The sequence below is a fragment of the Stenotrophomonas maltophilia genome, assembly GCF_900186865.1.
Classification (GTDB): domain Bacteria; phylum Pseudomonadota; class Gammaproteobacteria; order Xanthomonadales; family Xanthomonadaceae; genus Stenotrophomonas; species Stenotrophomonas maltophilia.
The window spans coordinates 2,493,591-2,520,284 of record NZ_LT906480.1; the positions used below are offsets into that span (position 1 = coordinate 2,493,591).

Here is a 26,694-nt window from a genome sequence, read left to right on the forward strand (position 1 = left end):
CGTATCCCCCACGACGTCCAAGGAACCGACGCATGCTTCACCCCGTACCAAGCGCGCTGGCACTGGCGCTGGCAGCCTTCCTGGCTGCCGGCCCGGCACTGGCAGACACCGCCACCTCCGCGCCCGCCACGGCGCCGCCTTCCACCAGCGGCGATACCGAAGCCAGCAACAACTTCAGCATTGTCCGTTACCGCGCCGACTACCAGGTGCGGCCGGATGCCGGCAATGTGCAGACCGAAACCTACGAAGTGCTGCTCAAGACCAAGGCCTCGGTCGAGCAGTTCAGCCAGGTGCGGCTGAGCTACAGCGAGAAGATGGAAACCCTGGAGGTGCTTGGCGCCTACACCATCACCGCCGACGGCCAGCGCCGTGACGTGCCGGCCGACCGCATCTACACCCAGGAAAGCTACTCCAGCGCCTCGGCGGCGATGTATGCCGACCGCAAGGTGCGGGTGATCGTGTTCCCGAACCTGGCCCCGGGCACCCGTCTGTACTACCAGGTGCGCCGCACCCAGGCCACGCCGTACTTCCCGGGCTATTTCGGCCTGTGGGAGACCTTCAATGTGTTCACCGAGTACGAGGACGCCGAAGTCACCCTGAGTGCGCCGGCCAACCTGCCGATGTTCATCGACAGCCGCGGCGTGCAGGGCAGCGATCGGCCGACGGTGAAGAATGGCCAGGCGCAGTGGCGCTGGCGCTACCAGCGTCGCGAGGCGATGCCGGCGCAGAACTGGTCGGCGGCGGGCTGGGAGTTCGGCCCGAACATCATGGCCAGTACCTATCGTGACTGGTCGCAGATGGGTCGCGCCTACCAGCTCAAGGCGGGCCCGGCGGCCGAGGTGACCCCGGCGCTGCAGGCGCTGGCTGATGAGATCACCGCGGGTATCAGCGACCGCCGCGAGCAGGCTGATGCGCTGTACCGCTGGGTTGCGCAGAACATCCGCTACGTGGCGGTGTACCTGGGCAATGGCGGGCTGGAGCCGAACAGCGCGCAGAGCATCCTCGACAACCACTATGGTGACTGCAAGGACCATGTGACGATCCTGGAGGCGCTGCTGGCGGCCAAGGGGATCGCCAGCTCGCCAGTGCTGATCGGTGCCGGCGGTGGCCCGACGTTGCCGAAGATTCCGGTGCTGGGCCGCTTCAACCACGCCATCACCTACATTCCCGAGTTTGATCTGTACCTGGATTCGACCACCGCGTGGGCGCGCTTCGGTCAGCTGCCAGAGGGTGACCTGGGTGCACCGGTGATGCGTACCCGCGACGCCACGCTGGCGCGCACCCCGGCCAACACGCCGGAGCGTAACGCCACCTCGATGGAGGTGCGTTTCACCTTCGACGCCAACGGCGACCTGCGCGGCGAGACCATTCCGAAGCTGGGCGAGAACGCCGAGATCGGCATGCGCGCCCAGTTCTCCCAGCTCAACGCGCAGAACCGTGCGCGCGCTGAAGAGCAGATCATGGCCGCCTCAGGTTTCGATGGGCGAGGGCAGCTGCAGATCCAGGGCGTGCCGGTCGACCTGACCCGGCCGTTTGGCTATCGCATGGCGTTCCAGGCCGAGGACTACGCCGACTTCAGCGTGGCCGGCGGCATGGCCGTGCCGGACCCGCCGGGTGGCGAGTCGGTGCGTGGGCTGTACGCCACTGCCTCGGCGCCGGCCAACGAAACGCCGTTCTACTGCAATGCCAGCCTGCGCGAGGAAACCTATCGCCTGCAGTTCCCGGCCAATGCGCCGATCATCGCCATCCCGGCCAGCCAGCGTTTCGCCAATGCCGCCGGCGAGTACCGGGTGGACTGGAGTCGCGAGGGCCAGGAGGTGATAGTGCACCACCGCTTGCAGCAGAATGCGGTGCGTGGGCCAGAGGCGTTGTGCCAGCCGCAGGACTATCCGGCGTTCCGCGCGCTGTATCGCGAAGTGCGGCGTGGCTTCCGCGGCCAGGTGCTGTACGGCGAGCTGCCGGGATCCGGTGGCTGAATCGCCGATGGATGTTCAGGGCGGCATAATGTCGCCCTGATCGCCCATTCATCTTTCCCCGGGCACACTGGCAACCACCTTTCCTGGCGCCCGCGCCCACAGGATTCCCGCATGAACTTCCGCTTCCGCCGTTTCCTTGCCACCACCACCCTGGCCGTGGCCTGCGCCGCCGCTGGCAGCGCCTGGGCTGGCGCCCGCGATGACCTGAAGACCTTCACCAGCGGCTTGAAGGGCCTGGATGGCCAGTTCAGCCAGCAGGTGTTCGACAGTCGCGGCAAGGTGAAGGAATCGACCAGTGGCCGTGTGGCGCTGTCGGCGCCGCGCCTGTTCCGCTGGGAATACGTGCGCCCGCACGAACAGCTGATCGTGGCTGACGGCAGGAAGGTCTGGATGTACGAGCCGGACCTTGAGCAGGCCACCGTGCGCGAGCAGGGCAAGGAAGAGCAGAACAGCCCGCTGACCGCACTGATCAACCCGGCGCTGCTGGAGCAGCAGTACGACGTCAGTGAAGAGGCGGCACAGCGCGACGGCCTGCAGTGGCTGTCGCTGTCGCCGAAGCGCGAGACCGAAGCCAGCTTCCAGTACGCCGCGCTGGGCTTCAACGCGCAGGGCCTGGCCAAGATGGAAATCACCGATGCGGTTGGCCAGCGTACCGTGATCAGCTTCAGTGGCTGGAAGCGCAATCCGGGCTTCGCGGCCGGCACCTTCAGCTTCACCCCGCCGAAGGGCACCGACGTCATCGGCAATTGATCTGTGGGTGGAGGCGCTTTGGTGGGGTGTCAACCTTGGTTGACACGCTGTTGATCTGCCGGCCAGCGGCCGGCACTACCACCCGTGCGGCCTGATCCGCCGGGCAGGGCCTGGTCCTACCTGCTCGGGTGGGTGTCAACCGGCACCACCTTGGTGGGTGTTAACCTTGGTTGACATGCTATTGATCTGCCGGCCAGCGGCCGGCACTACCGACCCTTGCGGCCTGATCCGCCGGGCAGGGTTCGGCGCTGCCGCAATCCGACCTGACCCGCTCTGGTGGGTGCCAACCTTGGTTGGCACGCGTTCGGCCAGCTCATCCGTTGTCCGGGTGAACGATCACCTGCCACGCGGTGCCATCAAATCGAATCAGGTCCCAGGGCGTCAGCACCCAAAGCACGCTACCGACGGAACTGATATCAACAATCGTTGCATCTCTCAGTTCTTCGGGGATGCCTTCCAGCAACGGTTCAACTACGCCGGTTTCTAGACTGTAGACGTAGAGGCCGCCATTCTCCGAGCCGATGTAAACCTGTTGCTTGTACTGGCACGCAGCGTTGAAGTTGATGCCTTCGCCGACTTCGTGTTGGAGGCACTCGAATCCAGTGGAGATGTCGCCCGTAACGATGGTGCCGTGCATTCCTACAAGGACGAGGCGGCCCTGGTCGGTCCTGCAAGCATGAAGCAGCTCCGCAGTAGTGACTTGTTCGGGCACGGTCCAGCTCGAGCCATCCCAGTGCGCAATCAGGCCTTGGGAGCCGATTGCGTAGAGGTCAGCAAAGCCCGTTCCGCAGAGGTCGTTCACGCTGCCCACGCGGAACTCAGCGAGTAGCTGGTTGAATCCTTCATCCTCCCGGACATGGGTCATGTGGGCTCGCCAATCGGCGAATCTCCGGCGAAGCTCTGCGTCGCGTTCCATCGGATCTCGAGGAAGTGCGGGAGCATCGCCCAGTTCGAGCAGGTGGCCGAAATCGTCGAGCCAACTGACGAAGTCATCCAGATCCGACTCGTCTTCGTCCTCCTCGCAGAAGGCAGTCGCGAATTGGGTTGGAAGCTGCCGCCATCCGCCGTCGCCCCGATGATGGATCTGTCCTCTTGTGCCCGCGCAGAAAAGGACGTCGCCCAGCAGTCGCAAACGGGTAAGACCTCCGGGAAAGTCGGCGCCTTCAGCCGGGACGTACTCGATCGTTGCCCCAGCACGGGAGTAATCTTCCAGCTGCCCATAGAAATCCAGGGCAAGCACACGACGGGGGCGACCGCCTTCTTCCTCCGGGACAAACTCTGTGGACATCACCTGGAAGTCCTGCAGGTCATGGTAGAACCACTCCTCTCTGGGGGTGCGGCCAAAGACGAACATGCGGGTGGGTGGGCCTGGATCCGGGTCGTAGTATTCATGCCCAGGGCCTAGGGCGGCAGCCAGATAGTAGATGTCCGCATCGACCGCGCAGCCAGCAATGAACTCAAGGACATTGGATTCGGGATCTCGCACGCTTGGGTCCTGAAGGGTTGAGTTCCAAATTCTCGGTTACTGATGAGGACGCACGGACCCCGGGAAAGAGCGCTCTATGTTAATCAGTGGCTTACCGGTGGATTGGCTGCGGCGGCTTCGGCTCATTTCCGACACATTGAGGGGCTGCCGGCCAGCGGCCGGCACTACCACCCGTGCGGCGTGATCGCCGGCATGGCCTAGCGCCAACTGCTCCGGTGGGTGCCAACCGGCACTGCCTTGGTGGGTGTCAACCTTGGTTGACACGCTGTTGATCTGCCGGCCAGCGGCCGGCACTACCAGACATCGCGTCCCGCCCGCCGGGCACGGCCCGGCGCTACCGTTTGGCGGCGCGGTACAATGACCGGGTGCCAAGACATCGCTCCACTTCATTCCCCGGACGCGATCTGCTGAGCGTCGATCGGGAACACATGCGCCCGCTGGCCGAGCGCATGCGCCCCCGCACCCTGGACGAAATGGTCGGGCAGAAGCGCCTGCTGGCGCCGGACAGTGCGCTGCGCCGCGCGGTCGAATCCGGTCGCGTGCATTCGATGATCCTGTGGGGGCCGCCGGGCTGCGGCAAGACCACGCTGGCGCTGCTGCTGGCCGAGTACGCCGATGCGGAATTCCGCGCCATCTCTGCCGTGCTGTCCGGCCTGCCGGAGGTGCGCCAGGTGCTGGCCGAGGCCGCGCAACGCTTCGCCGAAGGCCGCCGCACCGTGCTGTTCGTGGATGAGGTGCACCGCTTCAACAAGGCGCAGCAGGATGCGTTCCTGCCGCATATCGAGCGCGGCACCATCCTGTTCGTCGGTGCCACCACCGAGAATCCATCGTTCGAGCTGAATTCGGCGCTGCTGTCGCGTTGCCGCGTGCATGTGCTGGAAGGCGTTTCGCCCACAGACATCGTTGAGGCGCTGGAGCGTGCGCTGGGTGACCGCGAACGCGGCCTGGGTGAGGAGGGTATAGAGGTCGCTCCGGAACTGCTCCTCGAAATCGCCACCGCCGCCGACGGTGATGTGCGCCGTGCGCTGACCCTGCTGGAAATCGCCGCCGAACTGGCGGGCGGGGAGGGTGGGCGCATCACGCCGCAGACCCTGACCCAGGTGCTGGCCGATCGTACCCGCCGCTTCGACAAGGGCGGCGAGCAGTTCTACGACCAGATCTCGGCGCTGCACAAATCCGTGCGCAGCTCCAACCCGGACGCCGCGCTGTACTGGCTGACCCGCATGCTCGATGGCGGCTGCGATCCGTCTTACCTGGCGCGCCGGCTGACCCGCATGGCCATCGAGGATATCGGCCTGGCCGACCCGCGTGCGCAGAGCATGGCGCTGGAAGCGTGGGACATCTATGAGCGACTGGGCAGTCCGGAGGGCGAACTCGCGTTCGCCCAACTGGTGCTTTATCTGGCCAGCACGGCGAAGTCGAATGCCGGCTATGCGGCCTTCAACCAGGCCAAGTCCGATGTGCGCGAGAGCGGCACAGAAGAGGTGCCGCTGCACCTGCGCAATGCGCCGACCAAGCTGATGAAGGAACTGGGCTACGGCGCCGAGTACCAGTATGACCACGATGCGGAGGGTGGCATCGCGCTCGACCAGACCGGTTTCCCGGATGCGATGGGCGAACGGGTGTACTACAACCCGGTGCCGCGCGGGCTGGAAATCAAGTTGAAGGAAAAGCTGGACCGTTTGCGCGCCGAGCGCGAGGCTGCGCGCGCCGCGAAGGGCCGCTGACCCGGTTCATGTGGCGTCGAGCCATGCTCGACTTCGCTCTTGGCAGGCTTGTTGGCATATTCGGTAAGGCAGTCGAGCACGGCTCGACCCTGCAGTGGCAACATTGTTCCCGGCACGTTCATTTGGCACACTGCGCGGCTACTTTTTCAAGGATCGATGCCGTGCAGGAAATGATTCTGCCGTTGAAGCGCTACGCCCAGTTCGAGGGCCGCGCGAACCGCCGCGAGTACTGGATGTACCAGCTGTTCCTGTTCCTGGTCGCAACGGCAGTGATGCTGCTGGCCGGCGTGCTGGCGATCCTCCTGCGCAACAGTGCCGAAGCGCTGGCCGGCATCCTGATCGGCATGGTGGTGCTGCTGTGTGTGATGTGGCTGGCCACGATCGTGCCGCTGATCGCAGTGACCGTACGCCGCCTGCATGACTGCAACCAGTCGGGCTGGCTGTTCCTGCTGGCGCTGGTACCGGGTGGCGGGATCGTGATCATGATCTTCTCGCTGCTGCCGGGCACGCCGCAGGAGAACGTGTATGGTCCGGTGCCTACGGGGCCGTGATGATGCATGAGTCGAGCATGGCTCGACGCTACAGAGGCAAAGAAAAGAAGCCGGCATTTTGCCGGCTTCATCTTTACTTGATGGTGCAATCTTCGAAGGACAGGTAATCGGTGCCCGAGCTGAACTGCAGCGTGCAGCTGGCGGTGAAAGTCGCGCCTTCTTCCAGTGCGCCCAGCTTGGCCGCCTGCTGTTCGTCGTCGCTGGTCAGCCGGGCCAGGACATTGCCCTGGTCATCGCCGGCCTCGATCAGTGGCTCGCCCGCCAGGTTGCTGGAAACGCTCAGTGCGACGGCAGTGAATGTCACCGTCTGGTTGAGTTGGTCCATGCCCAGTGATGAACTGCCGGCCTCTTCAAAGGCCTGGTAGAGCGTTGGCAGGTCCTGTGCGGCATGGGCGGCCAGCGGTGCGAGCAGGCCAAGGGAAAGGACGATCAGGGTGGTTCGCTTCAAGGCGTTCTCGCAGTCACGGGATCCATTCCCGTGGGTGGTGGTCAGTAGATCCACGCCATGCGTGGATAGGTTTGGCAAGGACAGGGCGCGGCCGATGGCACGATCACCCATCCGTCCGCAGCCCTGCGAGGGTAGGGCGCTCCTGCGCCCCGCTGCCGGGCAAAATAGTGGGTTCAGTGTTTCCGGCGCAACCGGGAAAATGAACGTATCGCGCGCGTGATACACAGCGTGACGTTTGATCGATGTGATAATCATTCGCGTTTAAGGTAGACTGCGGTCCCCTATGAACCGGCGGCCATTGGTCGCTCCTGCCGCCGCTGATGATGCATTTCGTCCCGCCTTCGCGCCGTGGTCCGCTGGCCCGCGGCCTGGCCGCCTTGATGATGGGTCTGCTCCTGGCCACCCCGTACGCCCATGCGCAGCAGCGCAATCCACTGCAGAAAATTGGCCACACCGTACTCGACGAGCCGGCGGCCAGCTATCGCTTCGAGCATTTCGTGGTGGACAGTCCCGACCAGCAACGCCGCTGGCGGGTGAACCTGGTGATTCCGGCCAAGGCCGGCAAGACGCCCTCCCCGGTGCTCTACGCGCTGGACGGCAATGCCGTCGCCATGGTGCTGGACCAGCCGCTGCTGGCCGAGCTGGCCGCGCGCAAGGCGCCACCGGTGCTGGTGCTGATCGGCTACGACAACGACCTGCGCATCGATTCCAAGGCGCGCACCCGCGACTACACCGCGTGGATCGACCGCGCCGACGATGAGAGCGGTACGACACAGGCGGTCGGCGGTGGTGCTGCGGTCTTCCTGGATGTGATCGAACGCCGCATCAAGCCGGAAGTCGAGCGTCGCGCACGCATCGATACGCAGCAGCAAGCGCTGTGGGGCCACTCGCTGGGTGGGTTGTTCGTGCTCAATGCGCTGTACACCCGTCCCGCCGCCTTCCAGTCCTATCTGGCGGCCAGTCCCTCGCTGTGGTGGAGCCAGGGCGCGGCGCTGGGTGATCCGGAACAGCAGTTCGTGCAGAACGTGCATGGCCAGCCGGCAAAGCTCTGGTTGATGCTGGGCGGTGCCGAGCGTGTTGGCGATCGTGGCAAGCGCGACCTGAGCAACCCAAGGGTGGTCGCGCACCTGCGCCGCATCGGTGGCGCCACGCCGGATGCGGCGTGGCAGTTGTCAGAACGGTTGGCCAAGGTGCCGGGCATGAGCGTGCAGTACCGCGAGTTCCCGGGGCTGGGACACGGCCCGATGCTGCCGGCCTCGTTCCATGCCGCGCTGCATGAACTGTACGGCGTGACCGACCGCAGCGCCGGTGACGGTGCCCCCACGGATGGTGACAACGCCGCCGAGTGAATCCCTTCGCACGCGATGCCGTGCGACCCCACTACCCAGGCGAGGCTGCCGGCGTGCAGCGGCCCAGGCAACTGATGAATCCCGCGTCACGTGGCGCGGCCTACGTGTGCAAGGAGCCTTCCATGTCGTTCCGTCCGTCTTTCCGTCTCACCTCTCTCGCCGCCGGCCTGTTGCTGGCGGTGACCGCCACCGCGCAGCCGGTGTTCGACCAGCCGGCCAACGCCACATTCAAGGGTGAAGTCGTCTCACGCGGTGAGAACGTGGTTCCCGGCAGCACTGCCGACGTGGTCGGCCGTGGGTTCGTGCCGGGCCAGAAGGTCAGCCTGCTGCGCGGTGACAGCGAGCTCAACGCGCAGCCGCTGGTGGTCGACGCGGATGGCAACTTCAAGACCCAGTTGAGCATTCCGGCCGACGCGGTGCCGGGCACCCATCCGGTTGTGGTGCGCGCCAGCCAACCGGCTGCGGCCACCGTGCTGAAGCTGCGCGTCTCGCCGCAGCTGCCGCTGTCCGGCCAGGCGCAGTTCGCCACCCAGTCCAACAAGCTGGTGCCGGGCCTGTACCAGTCGGCCTACAGCGCCGCCAGCAATGCGGTGTTCGTGACCTCGGCGGTGGGCCGCCCGCCGGTGACCCAGTCGCAGCTGCTGAAGCTGGACCCGAAGTCGCTGAAGGTGACCAAGGCGATCACCCCGGCGCAGGTGCCGGGCAGCACCAATGGTGCGGTGTACGCGGTCTACGGCGTGGGCGTGGATGACCCCAACGGCAATGTCTGGGTCACCAACACCCGCCAGAATTCCATCGCGGTCTATCGCCAGAAGGACCTGTCGCTGGTCCATCAGTTCCCGGTCGATGCCGTGCCGCACGCGCGCGACGTGGTGGTCGACGGCACGCGCGGCAAGGTGTTCGCCTCTGCCACCGGCGAGGACCACCTGTCGGTGTTCGATGCGAAGACCTTCAAGGAACTGCCGCAGGTGACGCTGGAATCCGGCGTGGACGACGGCAAGTTCACCCCGATGAGCCTGGTGCTGGACGAGAAGGGCGGCAAGCTGTTCACCGTCAGCATCGGCACCCCGGAGGCGGCAGTGATCGATGTGGCCAGCGGCAAGGTCGAGAAGGTCATCGATCTGGGCAATTCGATCAGTGCCTCGGGCGTGGCCTTCGACGCGGCGCGCAACCGCCTGTACGTGGCCTCGCAGGGCACCGACAACCTGCTGATCGTCGACGTGGCCGCCGGCAAGGTGCTGCACGATGTGCCGGTCGGCGCCGGCGCGCTGAACGTCGCCTTCGATGATGCCTCCGGCCTGGCCTACGTCAGCAACCGTGGCGCTGGCACGGTCACCGTGGTGAACGGTGACGGCAAGGTGGTCGCCAATCTTGATGGCGGCACGCTGCCGAACCACGTCCGCGCCGATGGCAAGGGCAACGTGTTCGCGGTGAACAAGTCGCGCGGCGCTGAAGACCCGAAGGGTGACCGCATCACCCGCATCACCCCGAAGCAGTAAGTCACACGGTGGGGCGGCGTGCGCGTCGCCCTGCCAGCAAGGAGAAAGTGCATGAACATCGCGTCCCGTCTGCGCCTGTGTGCGCTTCCGTTCGCTGTTTCGCTGGCGTTGGCTGCCTGTGGCGGCTCGTCGGCTCCCTCTGATGCCAATACGCCTGCCGAGTCGCCCGCAGCAACGGCGGCCGCTGCGGAAACCGCGCTGCCGGGAGGCTGGCAGCGAGTGGCAGGAGCCGAAATGCCGGCCGTGCACGGCCAGAAGGCGGTGCTGCCGGCCAAGGTGCATTCCGATGATGGCGCCGATATCGAAGTGGCCGATACCAGCCGGATCATCGCCGGTGGCGACGACGTCATCGCGGTGATCGAAGCACTGGGGCTGGGCAAGCAGGTATTTGCCGCGCCGACCAACACCACCACCCAGGCCGGCCTGGCCGCGCCGCACCAGTTCCTGTTCAACCGAACCACTGGCGTGGAGGGCGTGCTGAGCCTGCAGGGCTCGCTGTTCCTCGGCAACAGCCTGCGCCGCCATACCGAACTGGCCAAGAAGCTGCGCGAAGTGGGCGAGCCGGCGGTAGTCATCGATGACCTGCAGCCAGCGCCGGACAAGGTGCGCAAGGTCGCTGCTGCACTAGGGCTGGCCGAGGCAGGGCAAGCACTGGCCACGCAGGTGCAGCGTCAGCTCGACGAGGCTGCAGCGATTGGCAAGGGCCTGGGCCATGCGCCACGACTGATCCACGTGTCGGCCACCGGCGCTGGCGGCTCACCGACTGTTGCCGGTGCCGACAGCGCCTCGGCGCAGCTGATCGCGCTGGCTGGCGGCGTCAACATCGGCACCGAGGCGGGGGTGAAGAACTACTCGCAGCTGAGCAATGAAGGCGTGGTCGCCTCAGCGCCGGAGGTGATCCTGGTGACCGAGCATGACCTGCAGCTGTTCGGCGGTGCCGAGGGCCTGTGGAAGGCGTACCCGACGCTGAAGCAGACTCCGGCTGGGCAGGCCAATCGGGTCTGGGTGATGCCGGACGTGCAGCTGAAGTACACCAGTGTCGGTTCCGGTGCTGGCGCGCTGGCGCTGGCCAAGGCCCTGGCGGCGTTGCCGAAGGCATGAGTCCGGCGGATCGGCGCCGCCGTCGCGGGCGGACGATGTTGCTGGTGGCGTTGCTGGCACTGCTGGGTGCGGTGCTGGCCTCGTTCGCCGTGGGCCCGCTGCGGCTGCCGCCGCTGGAGGTGATGCAGGCGTTGGCGGTGAAGCTGGGCCTGCTCGATCCGCAGGCGGTCAGCAGCCGTGATCTGGCGGTGGTCTGGCAGCTGCGCATTCCGCGTGCCCTGCTGGGTGCGATGGTCGGTGCGTCGCTGGCGATGGCCGGTGCCAGTCTGCAGGGCCTGTTCGGTAACCCGCTGGCCGATCCCGGCATCGTCGGTGTCAGCCAGGGTGCTGCGCTGGGGGCAGTGGCTGCCATTGTTCTCGGCGCTGCGGGCGCAGCCGGCTGGCTGGTGCCTGTGGCCGCGTTCGTTGGCGGTGCGCTGGCGATTGGCCTGACCTATGCGCTGGCGCGGCCCGGGAAAGGCAGTGGCAATGCCACGCTGCTGCTGGTCGGCATCGCGATGGCCGCGTTCTGCTCGGCGCTGATCGGTTTCCTCACCTACATCGCCAGCGAAAGCGAATTGCAGTCGCTGGTGTTCTGGCAGATGGGCTCGCTGGCGCGTGCCAACTGGGCCGATGTGGCGGCGGTGGTGCCCCTGTTTGCCATCGGCGTGTTCGCGTTGCAGCGGTTGGCCACGCCGCTGGACATGCTGGCGCTGGGCGAACGCCAGGCACAGCACCTCGGGCTGGACGTGACCCGCACGCGGCGTCGCCTGGTGGCGTTCAGTGCGCTGCTGGTGGGCGCGGCGGTGGCCTTTGCCGGTTCGATCAGTTTCGTGGGCCTGGTGGTGCCGCACGTGGCACGCCTGCTGGTCGGCCCCGGGCATCGCTGGTTGCTGCCGTTGTCCGGCCTGCTCGGTGCGTTGCTGATCGTAGTGGCCGACACCGCGGCCCGCACGCTCGATCCGCCGGCGGAGATTCCGCTGGGCTTGTTCTCGGCCGCGCTGGGCGCGCCGTTCTTCCTCTGGCTGGTGCTGCAGCAGCGCCGCAAGGCGGCGCCATGAGCGTGCTGTTGAAGCTGCATGAGGTGGTGGTGCGCCGCCAGCAGCGCGAGATCCTGCACGGCATCTCGCTCGCGTTCGAGCCGGGTACGGTGACCGCGCTGGTTGGCCCGAACGGCGCAGGAAAGTCCACCTTGCTGGCGGTAGCGGCCGGCGACCTGCGCGCCGATGCGGGCGAGGTGAGCCTGTTGGGCAAACCGCTGGCCAGCTACAAGGCCGGGCCGCTGGCGCGCGAGCGCGCGGTAATGCCGCAGGAGCACGGCGTTCGTTTCGCCTTCAGCGTAGAGGAGGTGGTGGCGATGGGCCGGTTGCCACACCCGCCGGACCCGGTCACGGACGATGCCCGGGTGGAAGCGGCCATCGATGCCGCCGAACTGCAGGCGCTGCGCCTGCGCGAGGTGCAGCAGCTGTCCGGTGGCGAGTCCGCCCGCACCACGTTCGCGCGTGTGCTGGCGCAGGATACGCCGCTGCTGCTGCTCGATGAGCCGACCGCCGCGCTGGACCTGCGCCACCAGGAGCGCACGCTGCGCAGTGTGCGCGCCTGTGCCGAAGCCGGTGCGTGCGTGATCGTGGTGCTGCACGACCTCAATCTTGCCGCTGGCTATGCCGACCGCATCGTGCTGCTGGAACAGGGCAGGGTGGCGGCCGATGGCACGCCGCTGCAGGTGCTGACCGAAGACAACCTGCAGCGCGTCTACCAGCAGGACGTGGTGGTGCTGGAGCACCCGCGGCGCGGCGTGCCGCTGGTGGTGGTGACCTGAGCGAGGGCCCGCCAGGTTGCTCCGGGTATCATGATTGCTTCGTTTTCTTCAATGGACTGATGCCATGTTCCGCACCGTTACCTGCAGCGTGCTGCTCGCCGCAATGATTGCTTCCGCTTGCGCTGCCAATGCGGCTTCGACCGCTCAGGTTTCGCTGACCGACGCGGCCGAGAACGCCTCGCTGATCGAGACCCGACATTCCAGTAGCGACGGTGCCGCTGTGACGTCGATGAAGACGCAGTACTTCGCCAACGAGGAAATGTCGGTGAGCTGGGACGACCAGCAGGTGCTGGTGCTGTGCAGGGAGACGGCGTACCTGAAGATTCCTGCGACCAAGCTCAAGGCCGGTGCGTTGACCTCCGAACAGCGGCAGATGATCGTCTATCAGGCGCTGATGTCAGGCCTGGGGGCTGTCGCGGGCGTCATCGGGCCGGCAGGCGAGGTGGTGACCGTGGCCGATGACGGCAGCGAGACCCGCAGCGTTGGCGAAAGCAGCTGGGCGTATGGTGTTGAGCGATACGAGGTGATCACCCAGCGGCTGCCGGACGGTGCACTTCGGGTCCGGACCCGCAAGACGGAAACCGTGAATACCACGCCTCCGGCGGGCCCGGACGACATGTTCAGTACCGAGGACGATCAGGCGGCACGCCTGTCCGAGCTGGCGCCGGTGGGCAGCTGGACCGAAGTGGTGGTCCACGGTGGCGCACGGCAGCCGCATGTGGATCCGGCAATGCCATTGAAGGGCTGGATCTCGATGGGCGACGACCAGGCTGCGACCGTGGGTGAGGCGCGCAAGCTGCACGACTGCAAGTAGGGCATGGCAGGGGTCAGAGCCCTTTGCTTTGGGCAAAGGGATCCGACCCCGATGTCGGTCGGCCTCATCGTTCTATTATTGTGTGCAATATTCACTTGCGCGCCAGATTGGCAGGTCTAGAATGCGCCCCATGAACCGGACGCCGCTCCTGAAGTTTTTCACCCTGACCCGCGCAAGCGCGGAACGGGCGTGTCTGCCTGGAGCCCCACGAGGCCGTTGAAGCGGCTGTCGCTGGACCTTCGACAGAGCGCCCTCCGGGGCGCTCTTTTCGTTTTTGTTTTTTGTGAGTCGACTAACAGTCGACTCTACCCAGTCGACTCTACCCAGTACTGCGAAGGAGAACGTGCCATGCACCAGATCGCCGAGACCGAACGCTAGCCGCGCACCCTGTCGCCAACCGGGGTGTGCGGCCCCTGAAGTTGGCTTTGCAGGAACCTTTCTCATGAACACCCAAGTCCTTTCCCGCCGTCGCAACCTTGGCATCATTGCCCACATCGACGCCGGCAAAACCACGCTTACCGAACGCCTGCTGTGGAAAAGCGGCGAAATCCACCGCGTCGGCGAAGTGCACGACGGCAATGCGACCACCGATTTCTCGGCGATCGAACGCGAGCGCGGCATCACCATCGGCGCGGCCGCGGTTCAGGCGCAGTGGGCGCCGCGTGACCTGCCGCCGCATCGGCTGACCCTGATCGACACCCCCGGCCATATCGACTTCGCCATCGAAGTCGAGCGTTCACTGCGCGTGCTCGACGGCGCGGTGGCCGTATTCTCGGCCGTGGACGGCGTGCAGCCGCAGTCCGAGACGGTGTGGCGCCAGGCGCGTCGCCATCGCGTGCCGCTGATCGCTTTCGTCAACAAGATGGACCGCGTCGGCGCGTCGTTCGCGCGCGTGCTGGAGCAGCTGCAGGACAAACTGCAGGCGCGACCGTGGGCATTGGGCGTGCCGTTGGGCAGCGAAAGCGGCTTCAACGGCTGGGTCGACCTGGTCGATGAGCGCGTGCTGCAGTGGCAGGATGGCGCCGCAACCACGGTGGCCCCGTGGGACGACGCGGCACGCGCGCAGTGGCAGGCTCAGCGCGATGCGCTGGTCGAGGCCGTGGCCGATCACGATGAACAACTGGCCGATGCCTGGCTGGAAGGTCGCGTGATCGATGCCGAACAGCTGCGCGCGGCGATCCGCCGGGCGACGCTGGCGGGTGCGGGCGTGCCCGTGCTGGCCGGTGCTGCGTTCAAGGACAAGGGTATCGAGACGCTGCTCGATGCGGTGGTCGATTACCTGCCGTCGCCGCTGGATCGCCCTGCCGTGACCGCCGAAAGCGAGAGCGGCGAGGTGGTGCTGCCGCCGGATCCGGACGGTCCGCTGGCGGGCCTGCTGTTCAAGATCACCCACCAGCAGCACGGCGCGCTGAGCTTCGTGCGGCTGTACTCGGGGACCTTGAAGGTGGGCGACGCGGTGGCCAGCTCGCAGCACCCACAGGGACGGCGTGTCAGCCGGCTGGTGCGGGTGCAGGCCGACCAGACCCACGACATCGAGCAGGCCGTGGCCGGTGACATTTTCGCGGTGCTGGGCTGGAAGGATGCGGTCAGTGGCGAAACGCTGAGCGGCCGTGCGCAGCCGCTGCGCCTGGAGAACATCCAGGCCCAGGCGCCGGTGCTGGCGTGGCGGCTGGAGCCGGCGCGTGCGGCCGACCTGATCAGGATGGCGCAGGGCCTGGCCAGCCTGGCCCAGGAAGACCCGTCATTCCGCGTCGAAACCGATCGCGACACGGCGGAAACCCTGGTCTGGGGCATGGGCGAGCTGCACCTGGAGGTGATGGTCGAGCGCCTGCGCAGCGAATGGAAGGTCGACGTGGGCGTAGGTGCGCCGCGCGTGGCCTACCAGGAGACGCCGCTGCGTGCGATGACCGGCGTCGTCGGGCGACTGGTCAAGCAGACCGGTGGCCAGGGCCAGTTCGCGCACGTGGTGCTGGATGTGTCGCCGCGTGAGGACGACCAGGTGGTGTTCAACGACCGCATCGTCGGTGGCGTGGTGCCGCGCAGCTTCATCGCTGCGGTGGAGAAGGGTGTAGGTGCCGCGCTGTCGGAAGGGCCGCAGGGTCATCCGGTGGTCGGCATCGAGGTCAGTCTTGTCGATGGCCAGACCCATGCCAAGGACTCTTCGGAGATGGCGTTCCGTCGCGCGGGTGCCGAGGCGATCAAGGCCGCGCTGGCCGAAGGTGGCACGCAGCTGCTGGAACCGGTGATGGCGGTGACGGTGCATTCGCCGTCGGCGTCGGTGGGCGATGTGGTCGGCGACCTCAACCGGCGCCACGGTCGCATCGCCCGCATCGAGGACCAGGACGGTCGCGCTGAGGTCAGCGGTTTTGCGCCATTGGCGCAGCTGGTGGGTTACACCACGTCGCTGCGTTCGCTCAGCCAGGGGCGGGCGAGTAGCGAGGCGCACCTGCACGGCTACGAGCCGGTACGCGCTGCATGAGGAAAGGTGGGGAGCCCGTTCGCGGGCTCCCCTTTTTGTGTTCGGGGCGCGCATCCACGCATGGCGTGGATCTACCGGGCGATCGGGTCGCGAGCTCTGCAGTAGATCCACTCCATGCGGGGATGGGGCCCTCGGGATGCGATTTTTTGCATTGCATCGCAACAAAACTGCAGAAAAGGCTGGATTAAAGTGATGCCTCACGATAAATTGCGCACCCCCCGTTGCTCGCCGCCGCCCGCACCCTTCTCATGCGTGATGACAAAGACCCCGGAACCCTGGAGCTGACCCTGCCGCGAAAGCGCGGCCGTCCGCCCAAGTTCGGGTACGCCATGAGTGACGCGCAACGGGCCGCGCGCTACCGCGCGCGCCGGGCAGGGCAGGCCAACCACGCGGATGTGCGCTCCTGTTCGGATATGGTGCTGCTGGACAAGATCCGCGCAGCGGTCAGCGCGCGTGACACCGAACTGGCCGGTTTCCTGGTCCATGTGCTCTGGCAGCGGTACCCCCTGCAGCTGAAATAGGCCGACGATGGGGTGGCCGTTGTCATCGAGCTTGTTGATAATGCGGGATTCAGGTTGTTCCCGCTGGCGCGCCCGGGATGGCAGGCGCGCATGATCGAACGGTTCCCAAGATGACCACCACCAGCGACACCACCACCGAAGCGGCGCCGAGCAACGCCCCCCTGTTCTACACCCGTCCGGTGCCGCTGCAGGCCGATGTGCACGCCGACCTGCGCATCCTGCCGGGCAGGCTCGAGTTTGCCGCGGGCAACAACGCCATTCCGCTGGTGCTCGGCGAGTTCTCGCTGGCGCTGCACCACTTCCCGATCCTCTTCGCTGGCCCGACCGCAGTGCCGATGGCTGCCGTTGGCGTATCCGACCAGAACCTGTTCATCAAGGATGGCCTGTGGGAAGACGAGGCCTATATCCCGGCCTACCTGCGTCGCCACCCCTTCATCTTCATCGACACCGGCTCGGACAATGATTTCCTGCTGGGCATCGACGAAGAGAGCTCGCGCGTGGTCAAGGGCGGTGACGAAGGCCAGCCGCTGTTCGTCGATGGCAAGGCCACCGACATGGTGCAGCAGGCGCTGGAGTTCTGTGGCCAGTTCACCCGTGAGCACGAACAGACCCAGGCCTTCTCCAAGGCCCTGATCGACAACGGCCTGCTGGTCGAGCGCAACGCCACCGTGCGTACCCCGGATGGCCGTGAATTCAACCTCAATGGTTTCCAGGTCGTCGACGTCGAGAAGTTCGTCGCGCTGCCGGAAGCCACTGTGATCGAGTGGCATCGCAGTGGTTGGCTGGCGCTGATCCACCAGCATCTGATGTCGCTGGGTCGCTTCAACGACCTGACCCGTCGCCAGGTCGAGCGTCTGGCGGCCTGATCAGGCCCCGGGCATGGCTTCCGCAGCGCGGGAGCCATGCCATTGCTGAAGGACGCGCAACAGGCGTCGCGCATCGGCCCAGTCGGGTGTGGCGTCGCGACCCAGCTCCCACAGGTCGCCCGCCGTGTCCGCCTCTGGGGCAGCCCCGTATATCTGCAGGGCCCCCTGAAGCCGATGCGCGTGATGGCATAGGTCAGTGGCACTGGCGTCATCGATGGCCTGTTCGATCCGCAGCAGCTCGTTGCCGATGTCCGTGATGTAGGCGGGGTCACCTGCGGCCGTGCCCGTTGCGATGGCCTGTCCGGTCGCCGGCAGCTCCAGCGCCCGCAGCAGTGACTCAAGCTGGAGTGGCTTGGTCAGGGTGGCGTCGAACCCTGCTTTCCGGCAGCGCGCCACATGCCGACGATCACGGCGTGCCGACAGCGCGATCAGTCGCAGCGGGGCGCGCGCCTGCCTGCGCAACTGCATGGCCAGCGCATAGCCATCCATGTCCCCGAGCCCGATGTCGAGCAGGATCACGCTGCGCGGTCTCACGGCCTGCTCGGCAAGCGCGCTGGCGGCGTCGCCAGACGCGTGTACATCGGCACCCAGGCGGCGCAGCTGCTCGCTGATGACCCGGCGATTGAGGGCGTGGTCCTCCACCAGCAGCAGTTCAACCCCGCCCAGCGGCGTTCCCGCGCCGGCGCTGGCGGCTGACCCCACCTTGGCCTTGGCGGGGCGTACCGGCAGGCGCAGGGTGAAGCGACTGCCGCGCCCGGGGACGCTGTGTACTGACAGGTTGCCGCCCATTGCGCGGGCAAGCGCATGCGCGATCATCAGTCCCAATCCGCTGCCTCCGCGCTCCTTGCCGTCTTCGCCCTGCTGGAATGGCTGGAACAGCACGGTGAGTTGCTCTGCAGTGATGCCGATTCCGCTGTCGATCACATCCAGCATGAGCTCACGAGGGTGGTTGCCTGGCGTCAGTTGAAGGCGCAGCTCGATGCCGCCGACGTCGGTGAACTTGAGTGCGTTTCCCAGCAGGTTGTCGATGATCCGGCGCAGTCCTTCCGGATCGATGGCGACAATGGGGCAGGGCTCGGGGAGGCAGTCGAAGCGAAGCGTCAGCCCGCGCTGCCGAGCCTGGGGACGAATCGCATCCAGCGATTGGCGGCAGAGTCGTGCAATGTCGCAAGGTTCTACGTGCGGCTTGAAGGTGCCGCTGGCCAGGCGTGAGAACTCCAGCGAGCGGTTGAGCAGGTTGCGCAGCGAGGAGCCCGCGGCATGTGCAGCCGCCAGTGCTTCTCGCTGCCCCATGGGCGCCGACGGCTGGCTGAGCAGGTCGATCGAGGCAAGGACTGCCTGGGCCGAATTGCGCACCTCGTGGCTCAACATGCCAATCGCGCGGGCGCGGGCACGGCCTTCAGCACGCAGGCGCCTGTGCCAGGCATGCCACAGGAACGGGGCGACTGCCAATGCGGCAGCCAGGGCCGGCAGCCACTGCGGGGGCAGCTGACGCATCCAGTCCAGGACGTGCTCCAGCGAGGCGGGGGCCGCCTGTTGGGCCCATAGCTGCAACAGGCCGGCATGTTCCTCCAGCGTAATGTCGTGCAATGCCCGCTCGATGCGCTCCAGCAGCTGGCGATCTTCGTGGCGCGCAAGCAGGTGCAGGTCGGTGGAGAAATCGCTGTCGAAAGGCTGCAGGTGCAGGTGCCCGGCGAAGTGCCGACGGATCAGGGGCCGCAGGGTCGTTTCCAGGCCGATTGCCAGATCGGCGGTGCCGTTTTCAACAGCTGCCAGCGTGGCGTGCCGATCGGCCAGGTGTAGCAGGCGGACGTGCGGATGGCGCGCGGCCAGCCATTCCGCATACGGCCCCCCTTCGAGCACGGCCAGGACCTGGTGGTCCAGTTCCGTGATATCGCGTGGCAGGCGTTCGCCGCTGCGGCCGGCGAGCATCGTCTTGCCACCGCGGAACGTGCTGGATGCCACCAGGCCGGGGCAGGGTGGCTGCAGGTGGTTGCCAATCACCAGTACCAGATCCGCTTCGCGTCTGCAGACGGCAGCCACCGATGCGCCGGTGCTGGGATGCTGGTGCTCCTGGAACTGCAGCTGCGAACGCCGTGCAACCAGATTGGCGTAGCCATGGGCCAGGCTTGGCAACGTCGTGCCGCCAGCGAGTGCAGCGGGTACCGGGTGCAGCGACGGCGTGGTCGCCACCCGGACTTCGCGCCCCGGCCCCCATTCAAGTGATGACGCATCCTCGGCCGACGCGGCGGGAAGCAGGATGAGCGCCAACAGCAGGAGGGCGGATGTACGCATTCGATCGCGCATCTTCACGGTGATTCCAGCTGCTGCCGCATGGCGTAGATCTCGGCATCGTTGCGCAGCCTGAGCTTGCGCAGGGCCGCAACCTTCTGTGTGCTGACGGTCTTGATGCTGCGATGGCGGCGGAGCGCGATTTCCGAAACGGTCAGGCCCGCCAGCAGGAGCTCCAGTACTTCGCGCTCGTTGCGGCTGAGCTCTTCGCAGTCTCCCGGCAGCGTGCAGTCGGGTGGCAGTCGCGGAAGGCCCTGCGATACCCGCACGATTGCGTCCGAGAGCATCGGCAGTGGTTCGGCCTTGCTGACCACGCCACCGACACCCGTGGCGATGAGCTGGTTGATGTGGATCGAGGGTGAAAGGGTCGCAAAAGCGAGCAGGGTGACGTGAGGAAAGTGCTCGCGCAGCAGCGGGGTCAGCTCGGACGCGCTGCGATCGTCGCGGGCCAGGGTCAGATCGATGATCGCGACATCCACCCGCATCTGCTGGAGGCTGTCGATGAGTTCGTCGCTTCGGGCGTGGCTGGCGACGATACGGAAGCGGGCGTCGCGGGAGAGGTGCAGGGCAGTGCCGCGACGGACGACTTCGTGGTCGTCCAGTAGTGCCAGTCGCAGCGGGCGCGGGGCAGGAAGTCCATTCATGCGCAGGGAGGTGATCGGCGCCCATGGGGCGTGATGACCATTCTGGCGCTGCTGTCGCGGCGAACATCGAAATTGCTTGATTTTTGCGAATATTCCTAAGAAGTGATTCGCTGCATCCATCGATTCGGAGCTGTCAATTGATGGGATCGAATGCTACCGGACGGATTGCGGCACGCGCCGCAGTCGGCGGATGTCGTAGCCCATCTCGGCGATGCGCTGCACGGCCTTCTGGTAGTCGCCGTCGGACACCTGCGGCGTACGCGCCATGTACCAGACATAGTCGCGCTTGCTGCGCGCCACGATGGTCTGGCGGTAGTCGTCATCCCGCCAGGCGATCACGTACTCGGCCTGGATCGGCCAGATGAACTGCATGCCCCAGATCGCGCCATTGCCTTCCTTCTCGACACGGCCGACGGGGTGCATCGACTTCTGCGGCGCATCGAAGCTGCCCTTGCGATAGGTGAAGGTGGTCTGGATGCGCCCGTCGGGCTTCAAGGCATAACTTTCCACCGCATCGTAGGCATCGCGTTCGGGCCAGGACGGAATATGGGCGATCACGTACCAGTCGCCCATGAAGCGTGGCACATCCACCGACGGCGCACGCGGAAGCGGCCGGGTGTCGCTGGAGGAGCAGCCCGAGCCGAACAGGCCGACTGCGATCAGCGGAAGCAGCGAGAACATGCGCATGGGGCACCTCAGCGGGGTCGGAACAGATAGTGGGCGACCAGCCACTGCTGGCCATCGTCGTAGCCGAACAGCTCGGCGCACGCCATCCAGAACATCCGCCAGCGCTGCCACCAGACCTTCGCTGCAGCCTGGCCGTAGGTGGCGATCAGCACCGGCATCACCTGCTCGCGGGCGGCATCCTGGTTGGCCAGCCAGTGGTCGGCCGTGCGCTGGTAGTGGGTGCCGTCCAGCAACCAGCGTTGATCCAGGCGCAGGTCGCGCTGGAAATGCAGCAGCGTGTCGGCGGCCGGCATCAGTCCGCCGGTGAAGAAGTGGCGACCCATCCAGTTGTCGCCACCCTCGGTCTCGAACGGATACATCAGTGTGCGATGGGCGAAGATGTGCACGAACAACGCGCCATCCGGTTTCAGCCACCGTGCGATGCCTGCCAGCAGGCGCTCGTAGTTGCGTACGTGCTCGAACATCTCCACCGAGACACAGCGGTCGAACCGGGCTGTCGGTAGATCAAGTTGGTTGACGTCACAGGTCAGCACCTCGACGTTGTCCAGGCCGCGCGCCTGGCACTGCGCCATGATGTGCTGGCGTTGGCTGTGCGAGTTGGAGACGGCAGTGATATGCGCCTTCGGGTAGCGTTCGGCCATCCACAGGGTCAGTGAGCCCCAGCCGCAGCCCAGCTCAAGAATCTGCTGGCCATCGGCCAGTCCGGCGCGCTGGCCGTACAGTTCCAGCATGGCGTCCTCCGCCTGGTCCAGCGTTTCGCGCCCGGTGGGGTAGTAGCAGCTGCTGTACTTCAGTCGCTTGCCCAGGCAGGCCTGGAAGAAGGCTGCCGGCACTTCATAGTGTTGGCGGTTGGCTGCGTCGGTATGCAACGCGAGCGGGCTGTCGGCCAGCTCGGCGATGCGCCGGCTGAAGCGTGCCGATTGGCCCTCGATGCCACCCTCGCTTTCCTCATGCAGGCGCTGCGCGCACAAGCGGCGGATGCCCGCACGCAGCGCCGCATCGGGGACCAGCCCGCGTTCGGCCCAGGCGATCAGCCCGGTTTCCGCATCTTCGGCCGGGTTCAGTGACGGGATCGCGCTCATGCGGAATGCTCCTTGGAAGAACGGGGAAACCAGGGAAAGAACATCGGTGTACTGCGCTGGTAGGCGCGATAGTCGTCGCCGCGGCTGCGCAGCGCCTGTTTCTCGGTGAATGGAATGCCGCTCAGATAGCGCAGGAACACATACATCAGCAGCGGGCCGGCCCAGGCCAGCCACCAGAGTGGCGAGCCGACCGCGAGCAGGACATAGGTGAACCAGTGCAGCCACTCGAAGAAGTAGTTGGGGTGGCGGGAATAGCGCCAGAGCCCGGCGCGGCAGGTGCGGCCCTTGTTCGCCGGGTCGGCGCGGAAACGCGCCAGCTGGCGGTCGGCCAGGCTTTCGCCGCCGACGCTCAGCAGCCAGACCAGCGCTGCGGCCACCACCCACAGGGTCAGGTCGGCCCGAGGATTGGCAGCCACCGCCACGAAGGGCAGGGCGAACAGGACGATCAGCAGCGCCTGCGCCATGAAGAAGCCGAAGATCTTGCCCTGGTGGCCGTGCCAGTATTGGCGCAGGTAGCGGTAGCGTCCGTCCTCTTCTTCGTGACGGACCCGGTGCCACAGATGCAGGGCGAGTCGACTGCCCCACAGGCCGCCGAGCACGCCCAGCGCGATCCGCGGCATCACCGCACCGTCGCCGAGCAGCGCCAGCAACAGCGCCGAGGCGCCCACGCCCTTTGCCCAGAGCACATCGACCACGCCGATGTTGTGGTGGCGGCGCTGCCAGGCCCAGCCCCAGCTCATCACCAGTACGGCGTACAGCAGGACCCACATCAGATTGATCATGACGACGCTCCTGCGAAGGGCGGCTGCGGGATGTGCATGCCGCGACGGGCGGTCCGGCACAGCAGGGAAAGCGCAATGCTCCAGCCCGCGCCCAGCACCAGCAGTCCTGGCCATACGGGATCTGCGAACCGCACTGCGTCGAAACCGCGTGCGGCAGACAGATAGGCCAGCGGTGCCAGCAGCAGGCCGAACAGGGCCGGCAGGGCCGGGTGGTGCTGCAGGAAGCGCATCGACGTGGTCAGCGTCATCGCGAACGCCGCCCACAACGCCATGATCCACGGCGGTGGCGCCCAACCCAGTGGGGCCGCCGCGTAGCGCACCGTGCCGCTGGCGGCGGCACTGGCGTCGACCAGCCATGCGCAGGCCAGTGCCAACAGCAACAGCCGCAGATCCAGCCGGGGGCGCGGTGAGGTCAGCAGCTGGCTGCCGATGTAGAGCGACGCGGCCAGTAGCGCGGGCCACTGCCAGCCGCGGCCCGCGCCGGCCACGGCACACAGCCAGACCAGCTGGTTGCCGAGCAGATTGGCCCAGAAGCGATGCATGTCAGTGGCTGTCGGTCGCAGCGAAAATGGGCCGGTGGTCCGGACGGGCCAGCAGCAGATGCGAGACGCCGATCGAACGTTCCAGGAAGCCACCCTCGCAATAGGCCAGGTAGAATTCCCACAGCCGGCAGAAGCGCGCGTCAAAGCCCTGCGCCTGCACTGCCGGCAGCTGGGCCAGGAAACGTTGGCGCCAGGCGCGAAGGGTCAATGCGTAGGAGTGGCCGAAATCCTGCTGGGCGATCAGCTGCAGGTCGCTGGATCGGCTCTTGGCGGCCATGATCGCGTTGATCGATGGGATGAAGCTGCCCGGAAACACATAGCGCTTGATGTAATCGACGCTGCGCCGGGCCTGTTCGTAGCGGTGGTCCTCGATGGTGATGGCCTGCAGCAGGGCAACGCCATCAGGCTTGAGCAGGCGCTGCAGCGTGGCCATGTAGGTGTCCAGGTATTCGGCGCCGATCGCTTCGATCATCTCGATCGACACCAGCTTGTCGAACTGGCCCTGCAGGTCGCGGTAGTCCTGCATCAGCAGCGTGACCTGGTCCTGCAGGCCCGCCTCCCGTACGCGCCGGGCGGCCAGCGCATGCTGTTCCGCAGAGATGGTGGTGGTCGTGACATGGCAGCCGTAGTGCCGGGCGGCATGGACCGCGAAACCACCCCAGCCGGTGCCGATTTCCACCACGCGGTCGCCGGGTTTGAGCTGCAGCTGCTGGCAGATGCGGTCCAGCTTGCGCCGCGAGGCCGATTCGAGTGGTTCGGACTCACTGGCGAACAACGCCGACGAGTACATCAGGTCCGGCGACAGGAACAGGGCAAAGAAATCGTTGCCCAGATCATAGTGCGCGGCGATGTTGCGGCGGCTGCCCTCACGGCTGTTGCGGCGCAGGCGGTTCCAGCCCCGCAGCAGCCAGCCACCCACGCGGGCCGGGCCACGCTCCATGCCGTCCAGCAGGTCGCGATTGCGTACCAGCAGCCGGATCAGTGCCACCAGATCATCACAGTGCCATTCGCCCTGGATGTAGCTTTCACCTGCGCCCACACTGCCTTGCGCTGCAACCTTGCGATAGAACCCCGGGTCATCGATGGTGACGGTGACATGCAGTTCGCCACAGGCATCGCCCAGCCAGACCTCGCCCAATGCGTCACGTACGCACAGGCGACCGTCGCGCATGGGGGCAAGCTGGGCCAGCAGGCGGCGGCGCAGGAACGCATCCAGGGCGCCGGGGCCCGGCAGGGCGACCAGAGGGGTCATCGAGTTCATCGTGGTTTCTCGGCAAGAGCAGGGTGGTCGTGCACGGGGTTGCGTTTCATCCACAGCCGAAGTGCATGCCAGTGGATGGCGGCCACCACCTGGGTGGTCATCAGCGGATAGCAGGCCAGCACCCGGGCCAGCCCACGGCCGTTCAAGGCATGTCGCTGCATGGCCTGGGTGGCATCAAACTGGCGCACCCCGTCGCGCCAGACCTGCATGTGTACGCGCAGGTCCTGGTCCGGTCGGTTGAAGCGCCAGTCGTAGCGGCAATCCATCGGCATGAACGGCGAGACATGGAAGTGCTTGTCGAACTGCCAGCGCAATGACGCCCCTTCGTGGAGCGCCGTGGCAACCGGCAGCACATAGGCGTGCCGTTCCTTCCAGGGGGTATTGGTGATCTCGGCCACGATGCAGTCCAGCGTGCTGCCGTCGGCCTGGTAGCAGTAGTAGAAGCTGACCGGGTTGAAGACATGCCCGGCGAAGCGGAGGTGGGTGAGCAGGCGCACCGGACCGGCTGGCCGGTAGCCAAGCGTGCCTGCAGCGTGGTCGCGCACCGCATCGGCCAGCGGCCGCGCGGGATCACCGAAGTAGTCGCTGCGGCGGAACTCGGCCAGGTTGCGGCGATTGACCGACCACAACCAGCGCCCGGCGAACACCGTGTCGAGTTCATCCAGGTCGAGCAGCAGCTGCGCGATGGGGTAACGGAATGCATGCGGATGCGGATGATGCCGGCGATGCATCACCTGCCCGATGTAGAGCGCGCTGGCACTCATGCCGCCACCTCATCCGAGGCGGATACGTTCCGATGCGGAGCGCAGGCCTGCAGGGCATCGACCACGTGGCGGGCACTGCGGATGCCATCCTCGTGGAATCCCCAGCCCCAATAGGCGCCTGCAAACCATGTGTGGCGGCGGCCCTGCAGTTCCGCCCAGCGCTGCTGTGCGCGCACTGCAGCGTGGTCGTGTACCGGGTGCGCGTAATGCAGGGTCCGCAGCACCTTGGCCGGATCGATTGCCTCGCTGCGGTTGAGGGTCACTACCAGGGGGATGTCGCCCGGCAGGCCCTGCAGCAGGTTCATGCAGTAGCTGACCGTGCAGGGCGCCGCGCGATCCTGTGGTACGTGCGCGTTCCAGGCCGCCCACGCCTTGCGGTTGCGCGGCAGCAACGACGCATCGGTATGCAGCACCGCCTCGTTGGACTGATAGCGGATGGCGCCGAGGACCTCACGCTCGATGGCATCTGCGTCGGCAAGCAACGCGAGTGCCTGGTCGCTGTGGCAGGCCAGGATCACTTCGTCGAAGGCGTCCACGCCGGCGCTGCTGTGCACGCGTGCACCCCAGGGCATGCGCTCGACCCTGCTGACCGGACATTGGAGCCGCTCATGCACGCGCCAGCGGCGACGCAGCGCATCCACGTAGCGCGTCGATCCCCCGCTGACCACCCGCCAGCTTGGTCGCCCGGTCATCTGCAGCATCTGGTGGTTGGCCATGAACTGGGCCAGGTAGCGCGCCGGGAACGCCTGCACGGTGGCCGTCGGCGAGGACCACAGCGCCGAGGCCATCGGCAGCAGGTGCTCGTCGATGAACGCCTCGCCATAGCGCTGGCTGCGCAGGTACTCGCCGAGCGTGGGACCGTCTTCTTCGGCCAGCAGCAACGGCGCGTCGCGATAGAACCGGCGCAGATCGGCCAGCATGCCCCAGAAGCGCGGCGATACCAGGTTGCGGCGCTGGCAGAACAGCCCATCCAGCGAGGTGGCGTTGTACTCCACGCCGCTGCGCTCGCTGTGCATGGAGAAACTCATCGTGGTCGGTTGCGAGGCCACGCCCAACTCGTCGAACAGCGCCGACAGCAAGGGATAGTGCTGGGGGTTGAAGACGATGAAACCGGTATCCACCGCCATGCCTCGGCCCGCCACCTGCACGTCGTGGGTATGGGTGTGGCCGCCGAGGTAATCGTTGGCCTCGAACAGCGTGACGTCGTGCTGGCCATCCAGCCACCAGGCACTGGCCAGCCCCGCGATACCCGAGCCGATGACCGCGATGCGCATC

The 26,694-nt window shown here is 66.4% G+C and carries 24 protein-coding genes; 13 read left to right on the forward strand and 11 right to left on the reverse strand.

Features of this window, described 5'->3' with window-relative positions; translation table 11 throughout:
• Positions 1–32: 32 nt before the first annotated feature.
• Both CKW06_RS11990 and lolA read left to right on the forward strand, forming a co-directional pair.
• Entirely contained in the window at positions 33–1,976 is a 1,944-nt protein-coding gene (locus CKW06_RS11990) for a DUF3857 domain-containing protein (RefSeq protein ID WP_024958745.1), read from the forward strand.
• A 111-nt stretch (positions 1,977–2,087) separates the two neighbouring features.
• Positions 2,088–2,726, forward strand: a complete 639-nt coding sequence (gene lolA / locus CKW06_RS11995) for an outer membrane lipoprotein periplasmic chaperone LolA (protein ID WP_024958744.1) — start codon at positions 2,088–2,090, stop codon at positions 2,724–2,726.
• A 313-nt stretch (positions 2,727–3,039) separates the two neighbouring features.
• Here lolA and CKW06_RS12000 read toward each other — a convergent pair whose 3' ends face one another.
• Positions 3,040–4,212: a hypothetical protein gene (locus tag CKW06_RS12000; protein WP_024958743.1), complete on the reverse strand. Its 1,173-nt coding sequence runs from the start codon at positions 4,210–4,212 to the stop codon at positions 3,040–3,042.
• A 428-nt stretch (positions 4,213–4,640) separates the two neighbouring features.
• Between CKW06_RS12000 and CKW06_RS12005 the strand changes: the two genes are divergently transcribed.
• Together CKW06_RS12005 and CKW06_RS12010 are read left to right on the forward strand one after the other, a co-directional pair.
• Positions 4,641–5,939 (forward strand): replication-associated recombination protein A, encoded by a 1,299-nt coding sequence (locus CKW06_RS12005; RefSeq protein ID WP_229297714.1) that lies wholly within the window; start codon positions 4,641–4,643, stop codon positions 5,937–5,939.
• Between the two features lie 161 nt (positions 5,940–6,100).
• Entirely contained in the window at positions 6,101–6,490 is a 390-nt protein-coding gene (locus CKW06_RS12010; protein WP_005413291.1) for a DUF805 domain-containing protein, read from the forward strand.
• A 73-nt stretch (positions 6,491–6,563) separates the two neighbouring features.
• Here the strand turns inward: CKW06_RS12010 and CKW06_RS12015 are convergent, their stop codons facing one another.
• A complete protein-coding gene (locus CKW06_RS12015) occupies positions 6,564–6,938 on the reverse strand; it encodes a hypothetical protein (protein ID WP_024957362.1) in 375 nt (124 codons plus the stop codon).
• A gap of 320 nt (positions 6,939–7,258) precedes the next feature.
• Between CKW06_RS12015 and CKW06_RS12020 the strand changes: the two genes are divergently transcribed.
• The 9 genes from CKW06_RS12020 (at position 7,259) to CKW06_RS12060 (ending at position 17,365) form a co-directional block, all read left to right on the forward strand.
• Positions 7,259–8,287 carry an alpha/beta hydrolase gene (locus CKW06_RS12020; protein WP_024957363.1) on the forward strand — a complete coding sequence of 343 codons (1,029 nt, stop codon included), beginning with the start codon at positions 7,259–7,261 and terminating at the stop codon, positions 8,285–8,287.
• A 122-nt stretch (positions 8,288–8,409) separates the two neighbouring features.
• Complete coding sequence (locus CKW06_RS12025) at positions 8,410–9,786, forward strand: YncE family protein (protein ID WP_024957364.1); 1,377 nt, start codon at positions 8,410–8,412, stop codon at positions 9,784–9,786.
• Positions 9,787–9,837: 51 nt separating this feature from the next.
• Positions 9,838–10,887: a heme/hemin ABC transporter substrate-binding protein gene (locus CKW06_RS12030; RefSeq protein ID WP_024957365.1), complete on the forward strand. Its 1,050-nt coding sequence runs from the start codon at positions 9,838–9,840 to the stop codon at positions 10,885–10,887.
• On the forward strand, positions 10,884–11,927 hold the full coding sequence (locus CKW06_RS12035) for a FecCD family ABC transporter permease (protein ID WP_012480148.1): 1,044 nt from the start codon (positions 10,884–10,886) through the stop codon (positions 11,925–11,927). The genes CKW06_RS12030 and CKW06_RS12035 overlap by 4 nt, the downstream gene beginning before the upstream one ends.
• Positions 11,924–12,685 (forward strand): heme ABC transporter ATP-binding protein, encoded by a 762-nt coding sequence (locus tag CKW06_RS12040; protein WP_024957366.1) that lies wholly within the window; start codon positions 11,924–11,926, stop codon positions 12,683–12,685. The genes CKW06_RS12035 and CKW06_RS12040 overlap by 4 nt, the downstream gene beginning before the upstream one ends.
• Before the next feature lie 64 nt (positions 12,686–12,749).
• Positions 12,750–13,499, forward strand: coding sequence for a hypothetical protein (locus CKW06_RS12045; protein WP_024957367.1), 750 nt, complete (start codon positions 12,750–12,752; stop codon positions 13,497–13,499).
• A 442-nt stretch (positions 13,500–13,941) separates the two neighbouring features.
• Entirely contained in the window at positions 13,942–15,978 is a 2,037-nt protein-coding gene (gene fusA, locus CKW06_RS12050; RefSeq protein WP_024957368.1) for an elongation factor G, read from the forward strand.
• Positions 15,979–16,226: 248 nt separating this feature from the next.
• Positions 16,227–16,499: a hypothetical protein gene (locus CKW06_RS12055; protein WP_005409616.1), complete on the forward strand. Its 273-nt coding sequence runs from the start codon at positions 16,227–16,229 to the stop codon at positions 16,497–16,499.
• Positions 16,500–16,609: 110 nt separating this feature from the next.
• On the forward strand, positions 16,610–17,365 hold the full coding sequence (locus tag CKW06_RS12060; protein WP_005409617.1) for a SapC family protein: 756 nt from the start codon (positions 16,610–16,612) through the stop codon (positions 17,363–17,365).
• Here the strand turns inward: CKW06_RS12060 and CKW06_RS12065 are convergent, their stop codons facing one another.
• Genes CKW06_RS12065 through CKW06_RS12105 form a run of 9 tightly spaced genes read right to left on the reverse strand, consistent with a single transcriptional unit; the run spans position 17,366 to position 26,693 of the window.
• Positions 17,366–19,672, reverse strand: coding sequence for an ATP-binding protein (locus CKW06_RS12065; protein ID WP_032963781.1), 2,307 nt, complete (start codon positions 19,670–19,672; stop codon positions 17,366–17,368).
• A gap of 2 nt (positions 19,673–19,674) precedes the next feature.
• Positions 19,675–20,421: a LuxR C-terminal-related transcriptional regulator gene (locus CKW06_RS12070; RefSeq protein ID WP_231910748.1), complete on the reverse strand. Its 747-nt coding sequence runs from the start codon at positions 20,419–20,421 to the stop codon at positions 19,675–19,677.
• Positions 20,422–20,454: 33 nt separating this feature from the next.
• Positions 20,455–20,988: a lipocalin family protein gene (locus CKW06_RS12075; protein ID WP_024957371.1), complete on the reverse strand. Its 534-nt coding sequence runs from the start codon at positions 20,986–20,988 to the stop codon at positions 20,455–20,457.
• 8 nt (positions 20,989–20,996) lie between these two features.
• A complete protein-coding gene (locus CKW06_RS12080; protein WP_024957372.1) occupies positions 20,997–22,070 on the reverse strand; it encodes an SAM-dependent methyltransferase in 1,074 nt (357 codons plus the stop codon).
• The gene (locus CKW06_RS12085; protein WP_024957373.1) at positions 22,067–22,852 is read right to left on the reverse strand and encodes a DUF1295 domain-containing protein; all 786 of its coding nucleotides are present in this window, start codon (positions 22,850–22,852) and stop codon (positions 22,067–22,069) included. The genes CKW06_RS12080 and CKW06_RS12085 overlap by 4 nt, the downstream gene beginning before the upstream one ends.
• Complete coding sequence (locus CKW06_RS12090) at positions 22,849–23,394, reverse strand: DUF2878 domain-containing protein (protein WP_024957374.1); 546 nt, start codon at positions 23,392–23,394, stop codon at positions 22,849–22,851. Before CKW06_RS12090 ends, CKW06_RS12085 begins: the two co-directional genes overlap by 4 nt.
• Position 23,395: 1 nt before the next feature.
• Positions 23,396–24,655, reverse strand: coding sequence for an SAM-dependent methyltransferase (locus CKW06_RS12095; RefSeq protein ID WP_024957375.1), 1,260 nt, complete (start codon positions 24,653–24,655; stop codon positions 23,396–23,398).
• Positions 24,652–25,419: a DUF1365 domain-containing protein gene (locus CKW06_RS12100; RefSeq protein ID WP_024957376.1), complete on the reverse strand. Its 768-nt coding sequence runs from the start codon at positions 25,417–25,419 to the stop codon at positions 24,652–24,654. Before CKW06_RS12100 ends, CKW06_RS12095 begins: the two co-directional genes overlap by 4 nt.
• Positions 25,416–26,693: an NAD(P)/FAD-dependent oxidoreductase gene (locus CKW06_RS12105; RefSeq protein ID WP_024957377.1), complete on the reverse strand. Its 1,278-nt coding sequence runs from the start codon at positions 26,691–26,693 to the stop codon at positions 25,416–25,418. The genes CKW06_RS12100 and CKW06_RS12105 overlap by 4 nt, the downstream gene beginning before the upstream one ends.
• Between the last annotated feature and the right edge of the window lies 1 nt (position 26,694).

What these genes read in the sequence shown, in the direction of transcription:
- CKW06_RS12040 (WP_024957366.1), top strand. Translation starts at nt 11,924, where the DNA reads ATGAGCGTGCTGTTGAAGCTGCATGAGGTGGTGGTGCGCCGCCAGCAG.
- CKW06_RS12080 (WP_024957372.1), bottom strand. Translation starts at nt 22,070, where the DNA reads ATGAGCGCGATCCCGTCACTGAACCCGGCCGAAGATGCGGAAACCGGG.
- CKW06_RS12075 (WP_024957371.1), bottom strand. Translation starts at nt 20,988, where the DNA reads ATGCGCATGTTCTCGCTGCTTCCGCTGATCGCAGTCGGCCTGTTCGGC.
- CKW06_RS12020 (WP_024957363.1), top strand. Translation starts at nt 7,259, where the DNA reads ATGATGCATTTCGTCCCGCCTTCGCGCCGTGGTCCGCTGGCCCGCGGC.
- CKW06_RS12060 (WP_005409617.1), top strand. Translation starts at nt 16,610, where the DNA reads ATGACCACCACCAGCGACACCACCACCGAAGCGGCGCCGAGCAACGCC.
- CKW06_RS12105 (WP_024957377.1), bottom strand. Translation starts at nt 26,693, where the DNA reads ATGCGCATCGCGGTCATCGGCTCGGGTATCGCGGGGCTGGCCAGTGCC.
- lolA (WP_024958744.1), top strand. Translation starts at nt 2,088, where the DNA reads ATGAACTTCCGCTTCCGCCGTTTCCTTGCCACCACCACCCTGGCCGTG.
- CKW06_RS11990 (WP_024958745.1), top strand. Translation starts at nt 33, where the DNA reads ATGCTTCACCCCGTACCAAGCGCGCTGGCACTGGCGCTGGCAGCCTTC.
- CKW06_RS12055 (WP_005409616.1), top strand. Translation starts at nt 16,227, where the DNA reads ATGCGTGATGACAAAGACCCCGGAACCCTGGAGCTGACCCTGCCGCGA.
- CKW06_RS12005 (WP_229297714.1), top strand. Translation starts at nt 4,641, where the DNA reads ATGCGCCCGCTGGCCGAGCGCATGCGCCCCCGCACCCTGGACGAAATG.
- CKW06_RS12025 (WP_024957364.1), top strand. Translation starts at nt 8,410, where the DNA reads ATGTCGTTCCGTCCGTCTTTCCGTCTCACCTCTCTCGCCGCCGGCCTG.
- CKW06_RS12095 (WP_024957375.1), bottom strand. Translation starts at nt 24,655, where the DNA reads ATGAACTCGATGACCCCTCTGGTCGCCCTGCCGGGCCCCGGCGCCCTG.
- CKW06_RS12035 (WP_012480148.1), top strand. Translation starts at nt 10,884, where the DNA reads ATGAGTCCGGCGGATCGGCGCCGCCGTCGCGGGCGGACGATGTTGCTG.
- CKW06_RS12085 (WP_024957373.1), bottom strand. Translation starts at nt 22,852, where the DNA reads ATGATCAATCTGATGTGGGTCCTGCTGTACGCCGTACTGGTGATGAGC.
- CKW06_RS12030 (WP_024957365.1), top strand. Translation starts at nt 9,838, where the DNA reads ATGAACATCGCGTCCCGTCTGCGCCTGTGTGCGCTTCCGTTCGCTGTT.
- CKW06_RS12065 (WP_032963781.1), bottom strand. Translation starts at nt 19,672, where the DNA reads ATGCGCGATCGAATGCGTACATCCGCCCTCCTGCTGTTGGCGCTCATC.
- CKW06_RS12070 (WP_231910748.1), bottom strand. Translation starts at nt 20,421, where the DNA reads ATGGATGCAGCGAATCACTTCTTAGGAATATTCGCAAAAATCAAGCAA.
- CKW06_RS12090 (WP_024957374.1), bottom strand. Translation starts at nt 23,394, where the DNA reads ATGCATCGCTTCTGGGCCAATCTGCTCGGCAACCAGCTGGTCTGGCTG.
- CKW06_RS12100 (WP_024957376.1), bottom strand. Translation starts at nt 25,419, where the DNA reads ATGAGTGCCAGCGCGCTCTACATCGGGCAGGTGATGCATCGCCGGCAT.
- CKW06_RS12045 (WP_024957367.1), top strand. Translation starts at nt 12,750, where the DNA reads ATGTTCCGCACCGTTACCTGCAGCGTGCTGCTCGCCGCAATGATTGCT.
- fusA (WP_024957368.1), top strand. Translation starts at nt 13,942, where the DNA reads ATGAACACCCAAGTCCTTTCCCGCCGTCGCAACCTTGGCATCATTGCC.